The following is a 7,253-nucleotide window of genomic DNA, read 5'->3' on the forward strand; positions in this document are numbered from 1 at the left end:
CACTGGCAAGCGCCTCGATAGACGTGGTAGCTTTCTTCATGGTGTTGCTCTCCATTCAGGATTGAACACCCCGAGCCTACGGCTCGAGGAGAGCAACGCCAACCTCACTCCAATTTTCTACATTGAGCGGGACATCCCCTCACTGATGCTGCCCTACCTCGCATGGGTGAGCTTCGCGGCATTCCTCAACTTCACCATCTGGCGGATGAACTGAGAGCCGGTTTTCAACCTCGTCTTTTCGCGCTAGACTGCTGCCGGGATCGACAAGCGATGGCACGATGGCAAGGGTGTTCTTCACAGCCAATCTGCGCCGCCATGTAGACTGTCAGAGCATGGAGGCCGAGGGCGCAACCGTCCGCGAGGTGCTGGCAAAGGTTTTTGCCAGCCAGGTCGGGCTGGGCACCTATGTGCTCGATGACCAGGGCGGCTTGCGCAAGCACATGACCATCCTCGTCGATGGCACGCGCATCAGCGACATCGAGAAGCTGACAGATCCTGTCACGGAAACAAGCGAAGTCTGGGTCATGCAGGCCCTGTCCGGAGGATGAATCATGTCTGATCGCATTCTGGTGTCGACCCGTAAGGGTCTGTTCGAGGTGGCACGCAATGGCCACGGGTGGGAGGTCTCGGATTCGGGCTTCCTGGGCGACAACGTCACCCTCGCCCTGCACGACCCGCGTGACGGCACGGACTATGCGGCTCTGAACCATGGTCACTTCGGGGTGAAGCTGCATCGGCGTGACAAGGGCGGGGAATGGACCGAGATTGCGACCCCCGCCTACCCGCCGAAGCCCGAGGGCCTCGATGACCGCGACGGCTGGGGCAAGCCGGTGAAATGGACGACGCAGATGATCTGGGCGCTGGAGACGGGCGGAGCCGACGAGCCCGGCAACCTTTGGGCTGGCACCATGCCGGGTGGGTTGTTCCGCTCAACCGATCGCGGCGACACGTGGGAGATGATGGAAAACCTCTGGCTCATGCCGGATCGCAACAAGTGGCTGGGCGGCGGTGCCGACATTCCCGGCATCCATTCGATCTGCGTCGATCCGCGCTCGTCCCGGACGGTGCGGATCGCCATTTCCTGCGGCGGCGTGTGGGTGACGGAGGATGGCGGCAAGAACTGGCGCCAGTCGGCCCACGGCATGCGCTTCGACGATGGCCCGACGGCGGATGACCCGGACACGCAGGACCCGCACATGATGGTGCAATCGCCGTCTCACCCCGAGCGCTTCTGGGTGCAGCACCATTGCGGCATCTGGAAATCGACCGACAACGCAAAGAGTTGGACGGAGGTGAAGGCAAAGCCATCGAGCTTCGGTTTCGGCGTCGTGGTGCATCCGAAGGATCCCGACACCGCCTGGTTCGTGCCCGGCATCAAGGACGAGAAGCGCTATCCCGTCGAGGGCAAGCTGGTGGTGACGCGCACGCGTGACGGGGGCAAGAGCTTCGATGTGCTGTCAAACGGCCTTCCGCAGCAGCACGCCTACGACATCGTCTTCCGCCACGCATTGGATGGCGACGGCACCGGCGACCGCTTGGCCTTCGGCTCGACGACGGGAAACCTGTGGGTGAGCGAGGACCAGGGCGACTCGTGGACGACGGTGAGCACCACCCTGCCACCCGTGCATGCGGTGCGGTTTGCGTAATGCCTGAGTCGAGATGGCCGTGATGTGCCCGGCCATGACGAATTCCCTTTGTCCGTCATCCCCGGGCTTGTCGCGGGGATCTTTTGGTCTCACATCAACTCATCATACAAATCGCGCCACTCCGGGTTCATCGTTGCGATCAGATTATCTTTCCACTGCCGCGGCCAGTGCTTGATGTTTTTCTCGCGCTGAATGGCATCCACGACAAGTGGAAATGTCTCGTAGTAGACGAGTTGCCTTAATCCGTACTTCTTGGTGAAGCCGGGCAGCAGACCCTCTCGATGTTCATAAATGCGCCGGGACAAATCTGATGTGACACCCACATAAAGCACTCCATGAGGTCGATTGGTCACGAAGTACAAGTAGCCAGAGCGCATCGATGGAATGTGTCCGAACCAGATGGCCGTGACAAGCACGACCATGACGAATTCCTTCATTCCGTCATCCCCGGGCTTGTCCCGGGGATCCTTACGCCATCAATGAAAATCCCTGCTCTTCGGAATGACCCTTACATTCCGTGGATGCCGTGCGGCGGGTTGCTGGTAGGGGTCAGGCCCCGGCCTTGCAACTTCGTCGGCGCGGGCCAGTGAATTCTTCATCAGCGTGCCGTCTTCGGTGAGAAGCGCCAGCCATGGCGTCTTGTCCTCGATCGCCGTCGCGACGACATGGATGATGTCGCCCGTGCGCTGCACGCGGCCCTTGATGAGCATGAGGCGCGAGCCCATGACGATGGCGCGATGCGTTTCCAGCACCTGCGGCCAGATCACCGCATTGCACACCGCGAACTCGTCTTCGAGTGTGAGGAACACGACGCCCTTGGCCGAGCCCGGCCGCTGCCGCACCAGAATGACGCCCGCGACCGTCACCAGCGCGCCGTTCCTGACGTTCTTCAATCTCGCATTGTCGGTCACCTTGCGCTCATTGCACAGTGTACGGAGGAACTGCATGGGATGCGCCTTCAAGGACAGCTTCAGCGTCTGGTAGTCGTTCACCACATGCTCGGAGAGCGGCATGTCGGGCAGCACCACATGCGCCTCATCGCCCTGTTCGCGCGTGTCGGCAAAGGCAAAGAGCGGCAGGGCCTTGGACTTCGCCAGCGCCTTCACCTCCCACAGAGCCGCGCGCCGGTCGAGGCCGAGCGAACGGAAGCAATCGGCGGCGGCGAGCTTTTCAAGCGCGGGCACGGGCACCCCGAAGGCGTGGAGTGTTGCAATGGTGAGGGGCTTTCCCTGCGCGCGGCATTGCAGCAGCACCGAGGCATCCTCGGCCTTCAAACCATCGACCTCCCGAAGCCCCAGACGCATGGCGCATCTTTCTTCCTGCTCCCCTTGCGGGAGAAGGTGGATCGCGCCGTCGGCGCGAGACGGATGAGGGGTTAGCGGAACAAGACCCCTCATCCGGCGCTCCGCGCCACCTTCTCCCGCAAGGGGAGAAGGGAGTTCCAGCGTGCTGTCCCACCCCGAATGGCTCACATCCACCGCCCGCACCTCGACGCCATGCTCGCGCGCGTCGCGGACGATCTGGGCGGGGGCATAGAAGCCCATCGGCTGCGAGTTGAGCAACCCCGTGGCGAAAACCTCCGGATAATGGCACTTGAGCCACGACGAGACATAGACCAGATGCGCGAAGCTCGCGGCATGGCTCTCGGGAAATCCGTATTCGCCAAATCCCTTGATCTGGTTGAAGCAACGCGCCGCGAACTCGGGGTCATAGCCGCGCTCCACCATGCGGCTCACCATCTTCTGCTCCAGCCTGCCGATGGTGCCGCGCCGCCGGAACGTCGCCATGGCTTTGCGCAATTCATTCACTTCGCCCGCGGTGAATTCGGCTGCCACCATGGCAAGCTTCATCGCCTGTTCCTGGAACAGCGGCACGCCCTTGGTGCGGCCCAGCACCTGGCGTAGCTCGTCCGCCGGCCCGAAGTCCGGATGGGGTGCTGGATAGTCCTCGGGCTCCAGCCCGTCGCGGCGGCGCAAGTAGGGATGCACCATGTCGCCCTGGATGGGGCCGGGCCGCACGATCGCCACCTCGATCACAAGGTCATAAAAGCAGCGGGGCTTGAGGCGCGGCAGCATGTTCATCTGCGCCCGCGATTCCACCTGGAATACGCCCACCGAATCCGCCTTGCACAGCATGTCGTAGACGGCCGCGTCCTCGCGCTCCACCGTGGCGAGCGAATATTTCAGCCCATACCACGCCTCGATCAGCTCGAAGCTCTTCTGGATGCAGGTAAGCATACCGAGCGCCAGAACATCGACTTTCAAAATGCCCAGCGCGTCGATGTCGTCCTTGTCCCACTCGATGAAGGTACGGTCATCCATCGCGGCATTGCCGATGGGCACCGTCTCGTCGAGACGGCCCTTGGTAAGGACGAAGCCGCCAACATGCTGCGAGAGGTGGCGCGGGAAGCCGGCGATCTCGTCGGAGAGTTCGATGACCTTCGCCAGCAGCGGGTCGTCGGGATCGAGACCCGCTTCCTTCAGGCGCCCGTCATGCATCTCCTCCCTCATGCGGCCCCAGACGATTCCGGCAAGCGTCGCCGTCACATCCTCCGACAGGCCCATGACCTTGCCTACCTCGCGCACGGCGGAGCGCCCGCGATAGGTAATGACGGTGGCGGCAAGACCTGCCCGCTCGCGTCCGTAGCGCCGATAGATGTACTGGATCACCTGTTCGCGCCGCTCATGCTCGAAATCGACGTCGATGTCGGGCGGCTCCTTCCGCTCCTCCGAGATGAAGCGCTCGAACAGGAGTTCGCTTTGGTTGGGGTCGACCGCCGTGATTCCGATGCAGTAGCACACCGTGGAATTGGCGGCCGACCCCCGCCCCTGGCAAAGGATCGGCGGATCCTGAGCGCGGGCGTAGCTCACGATGTCGTGGACGGTGAGAAAATATGGCGCGTAGTTGAGCTTCTCGATGAGGGTGAGTTCCTTGGCGATGTTCTCCTTCACCTTCGCTGGAACGCCTTGCGGATAGCGCTCACTCGCACCCTCCCTTGCGAGGTATGCGAGATGGGCCTGCGGTGTGGTCCCTTGCGGGATCGGCTCTTCGGGATACTCATAACGGAGTTCGTCGAGCGAGAAGCGGCAGGCCTTGGCGATGGCGAGCGTGTTGGCGATGGCCTGGCTGTGATCGCGGAAGAGCCGCGCCATTTCTTCCGGCGTCTTCAGGTGCCGCTCGGCATTGGCTTCGAGCAGGTAGCCAGCCTCTGCCACCGGCACGCCCTCGCGGATCGCCGAGACGACATCCTGCAGCACGCGACGGCTGGCGTGGTGATAGAGCACGTCATTGGTGGCGAGCAGCCCCGTCTGGTGCTTGTGCGCCAGTTCCGCCAGCCGGTTGATCCGTTCGCGGTCATCGCCGCGATAATGATGGCTGACCGCGAGGTACAGCGGCGCCTTCAGCCGCTGGCGGATTTCGGAAAGATGATCAGCACTTTCGGAGAGCAGCGCGAAGATGATCCCTTGCGCGTGCGAACAGACGTCATTCAGCGTGATGAGGCACTGGCCCTTTTCCGCCCGGCGCTGACCCATGCTGAGGAGGCGGCAGAGCGATCCATAGGCGCTCCGCGTCGTGGGATAGGCGAGGAGGGACAGCCCTCCCTTCTCCCCTTGCGGGAGAAGGTGGCGCGAAGCGCCGGATGAGGGGTTGCTCCGGGCCGCCATCATCCCCTCATCCGTCTCGCGCCGCTGGCGCGATCCACCTTCTCCCACAAGGGGAGAAGGGGAAACATCCAACCTCGCGCCTACGACGAACTGCAGTTCCGCATCCTTCGCCGCGCCATGTGCACGAACGATTCCTGCGAGCGTGTTGCGGTCCGTCACAGCCAGGGCCGCGATACCGAGATGCTTTGCCTGTGCCGCCAACTCCTCGGGGTGTGAGGCTCCCCTCAGGAACGAGAAATTCGTCGTGCACTGAAGCTCGGCATAGCTGGTCTTGCTCATGCCGATAATCCGTGTACGAACCATTTGGGCTGTTCCTCGCCCGTTTCGCCGTAAAGCCCCTCGCGGTAGAGCCAGTAGCGGCGGCCCTGCTCATCCTCGACCACATAATAGTCGCGCGGCCTTTCCCCCTGTGTCAGCCGCCACCATTCCGGCGCCACGCGCTCAGGGCCCTGGGATTTCATCACGCGCCGGGTCACCCGCCGCCAGGTAAGCCGCATCGGCGGCCCGTCGGGAACCGATGCGATGACCTTGGCGGGCTCCGGCGCCTCGAAGATCAGGAGCGGGCGGGAAGATCCCTCGTCCGGGTTTCGTCCAGCGTCTCCCGCCTTGGGCAACGAAGGGCGTTTCTTCCTTTTGCCGTCGCCCGTACCGGAAGCATGTGAACGAGACGCATGTGCCTTTTCCGCCCGCTCCGGAATATGACTCTCCACCCCATCGAGCGACAGCAACTCGATCTCGTGCCGGTTCAGCACGCGGTCGTTCAGTTGCTCGAGGCCCAGCGTGCTGTCATCCTCCATGAACCCGTATTGCTGGACCTTGGCCAGCCCCGTCTCGCGCGCCTCGATGGTCATGGCGTCGATGCCGAAGCCGGCATCCACCGTCTCGAGCCTGGGCTTCAGCACCCGCAGCATGTGGCGCGGATCATGCGTTGCCGCCGAGAAGCCCGCCGGCAGGTTGGCGCGCGAGCCATCGGTGCGGAACAGCTTGAGGATGAGCCGCAGCGCCCCCCGACCCTCTCCTTCCAGCGTGCGGCAGAGCTGGTTGACGAGGCCGTTGAGCACGGTTTCGAGCCCATCGGGATGGATGACCGGCTCCATCAGCGCCCGGTGCGCCATGAAGGACGTGAGCGGGTTCAGCGGATTGAGTGGCTCGTCGCGCACCCCCATCAGCTCATCGAGCCGGATCAGCACGTTCTCGCCGATGGTCTCGCCGCGAAAGCGCCGGGCGAGCGAAGCGCGCGGGATTGCCATCAGCGCGCCCACGGTCTTGAGGCCCAACCGCCGCAGCGTCTTCGCCGAATCTCCATCGATGCGCAGAGCCTCGACGGGAAGATGCTTCAGCTCTTTCGCGTCGTAGCGCGCCAGCGCCCATGCCGCGCCCAGCGTTTCGCCCATGCCGCTTCGTGCCGTAAAGCCATATTGCGCAAGCCGCGACTTCATGTCCGCGATCATGCGCGCCTCGCCACCGAAGAGGTGGGGAATGCCGGTGACGTCGAGCAGGATGCCGTCGGGCGCATCGGGCGCCACCCACGGGCTGTAGCGCTCCATCCAGCGGCACAGGCCCAGAAGGCTGCTCATGTCCTCGTCCACCTCGTGCGGCTCTGAGAGAAGATCGGGCACCTGTGCCCGCGCATCGGCCAGCCTCATGCCCCGCATGAGGCCGAAGCTCCGCCCCATCTGGTTCACCGCCACCACGCGCAATCCCTTGCTGGCGCCCTCAACCAGCACGAAGGGCAAGGTCTTGGGCGGCGGCTTCCTGCCGGTCTTGATCCGTCCCCGGATGAATCGCTCCACGGGAAAATCCGGAAACCAGAGAGAAACGATGCAGCGCATGATGCCATTCCAGTATCCAGGCGCCGGGACGGCCGCCCCGGGCGCGGGTGAGTTCGATGCTCCAGGCCGGGATGCCCGGCGCCAGCGCATCATGTGGCGGACTGCGCGAG

6 protein-coding genes are annotated in these 7,253 nt (G+C 63.6%); 3 read left to right on the top strand and 3 right to left on the bottom strand.

The window, feature by feature from the left end:
* From ACEW8Q_RS04190 to ACEW8Q_RS04200, 3 genes are all read left to right on the top strand, one after another.
* Positions 1-214: tryptophan-rich sensory protein (locus ACEW8Q_RS04190; protein ID WP_373502799.1), on the top strand; the 214-nt coding region annotated here is incomplete at its 5' end.
* A 64-nt stretch (positions 215-278) separates the two neighbouring features.
* Positions 279-548, top strand: a complete 270-nt coding sequence (locus ACEW8Q_RS04195; protein WP_373502800.1) for a MoaD/ThiS family protein — start codon at positions 279-281, stop codon at positions 546-548.
* 3 nt (positions 549-551) lie between these two features.
* Entirely contained in the window at positions 552-1,646 is a 1,095-nt protein-coding gene (locus ACEW8Q_RS04200) for a WD40/YVTN/BNR-like repeat-containing protein (RefSeq protein ID WP_373502801.1), read from the top strand.
* Positions 1,647-1,735: 89 nt separating this feature from the next.
* Here ACEW8Q_RS04200 and ACEW8Q_RS04205 read toward each other — a convergent pair whose 3' ends face one another.
* The 3 genes from ACEW8Q_RS04205 to ACEW8Q_RS04215 are packed head-to-tail and all read right to left on the bottom strand — an operon-like array spanning position 1,736 to position 7,143.
* On the bottom strand, positions 1,736-2,083 hold the full coding sequence (locus tag ACEW8Q_RS04205) for a GIY-YIG nuclease family protein (RefSeq protein ID WP_373502802.1): 348 nt from the start codon (positions 2,081-2,083) through the stop codon (positions 1,736-1,738).
* Between the two features lie 39 nt (positions 2,084-2,122).
* A complete protein-coding gene (locus ACEW8Q_RS04210; protein WP_373502803.1) occupies positions 2,123-5,590 on the bottom strand; it encodes an error-prone DNA polymerase in 3,468 nt (1,155 codons plus the stop codon).
* The gene (locus ACEW8Q_RS04215) at positions 5,587-7,143 is read right to left on the bottom strand and encodes a DNA polymerase Y family protein (protein ID WP_373502804.1); all 1,557 of its coding nucleotides are present in this window, start codon (positions 7,141-7,143) and stop codon (positions 5,587-5,589) included. Before ACEW8Q_RS04215 ends, ACEW8Q_RS04210 begins: the two co-directional genes overlap by 4 nt.
* Positions 7,144-7,253 lie beyond the last annotated feature (110 nt).

The organism is Aestuariivirga sp. (assembly GCF_041738905.1).
Classification (GTDB): Bacteria; Pseudomonadota; Alphaproteobacteria; order Rhizobiales; family Aestuariivirgaceae; genus Aestuariivirga.